This window comes from Vibrio sp. Vb0598 (genome assembly GCF_033338935.1).
Taxonomy (GTDB): domain Bacteria; phylum Pseudomonadota; class Gammaproteobacteria; order Enterobacterales; family Vibrionaceae; genus Vibrio; species Vibrio alginolyticus.
The window spans coordinates 1-1,434 of record NZ_JAWOTP010000113.1 but is presented as its reverse complement, the minus strand read 5'-3'; the positions used below and the strand labels follow the sequence as shown (position 1 = coordinate 1,434).

At 43.8% G+C, this 1,434-nt stretch carries 1 protein-coding gene and 1 pseudogene; both read right to left on the bottom strand.

Translation table 11 applies throughout. The features are described 5' to 3' along the window. A pseudogene (locus tag R7Q38_RS23340) lies at nt 1-184 on the bottom strand (MipA/OmpV family protein); the annotation flags it as partial. Between the two features lie 216 nt (nt 185-400). Continuing rightward, nucleotides 401-925: a copper resistance protein NlpE gene (locus tag R7Q38_RS23335; protein ID WP_020834930.1), complete on the bottom strand. Its 525-nt coding sequence runs from the start codon at nt 923-925 to the stop codon at nt 401-403. Nucleotides 926-1,434: the final 509 nt, after the last annotated feature.

The window sequence follows — 1,434 nt, the reverse complement described above, 5'->3', positions numbered from 1 at the left end:
CGTTTAGAATTGGTGCAGTATTGTGTTTTTGATCTTTAAATAGGTCACTACCTTGAGCTACGCCCACTTCCGCAACCCAACCACCTTGGTTGTTGTAGATGTTGCCGTTACGGATGTATGTGTCACCTGCCGTTGCGGTGCCAGCTGCTGCCAAAGTTAGTAGTGCGATAAGTGTCTTGTTCATTTGTATTTCCTGTACCGTTTATTTTATTTTGAACAGTGTACAAAATGGTGTTGTAAGCCTCTATCAGCAAAGCGTATGGAAATGTATGGCTTTCGGTGATTTCGCTTTTTGCTTAATGACAAAACAGTATGGTTGGGGGAAGGGAAGGTTGAGGAGGAAAACACACCCGAGCTTGGGGAGGCTCGGTTTTCACCATCTATCACGTCAGAGTGACGATTATTGTTGCTTTGTTAGGTTGTAAAACGAAGCTAATTCGCCAGTTGCTTTCTCACCGTTCATGTCTAGCATCATAAGCATGTTCTCGCCTACGAAGTATTGGTTTGGTGCGTCTTCGTCGGTCAGCGTTACGATGCTGCCGTTTTCATCCCAAGTGAAGTGGCCTTCTGATTTGAATTTGCCATCTTCTTTGTCTTGGTAGTTTTGCTCAAGCACGTAGCTGCCATCTTGATTTAGCGTCAGAGTCACGTCGATGCCTGCGCAATCAGCACATGGTAGTGTGCCTTTGTAAACGCCATTCCAATCTAGCGCGTTTTTCGCGTTGTGCTCTGAGTCTACAAACGTTTCTGTGGTGATCACTTGTTCTTCTTCCACTGGTACTGCATCGACAGGCAGTTCAGTGTCAGTGACTTCCATTTCTACTGCTTGAGGAGCTTCAACTGCACTTGTTTCTACTGGTTTCTCGTCTTGACAGCCTGCAAGAATAATTACCGCACCAGTTAACGCCAACATTGTCTTTTTCATTTTATCCCTCTTTAAATCAAGATTTTGTATGCCGTTAATATTAGCCCTGTTTCCGACGTTTACGTCATAACAAAGCAATAGAATGATCTATCTGTGTCAATAAAACCGGTGTTTTTGGCGCTATCCAAGCGTCGCGCCATGACTTGGAGACAAAGTAGTCAGAATCATCAAACGCATGTAAATGCTTGAATTGTAGGACTGAGTATTGAGCTGGCTTTAAGCAAGTGGCAATTGAAGATTCGTTGTGGTGTGAAAACAGTCAGCATCTTATTAAATACGATTTTTGCAAACTTAGATTATTAGCATATGCCAAAAATGTTATTGGCATATGCCATAATTTGGGCGTAACGTAGCACAGTGTTTGAGAGGGACGATAATGGCAAGACCAAAAATAGAAAGAAGAATATGCGGCCGTGCAGCGCACCATTGTTTCAAGCCCAATGGCGTGCCATTCCATCAGTTGGAGCAAGTCGCCATATTGCCAGAAGAACTTGAAGCACTGCGCTTGG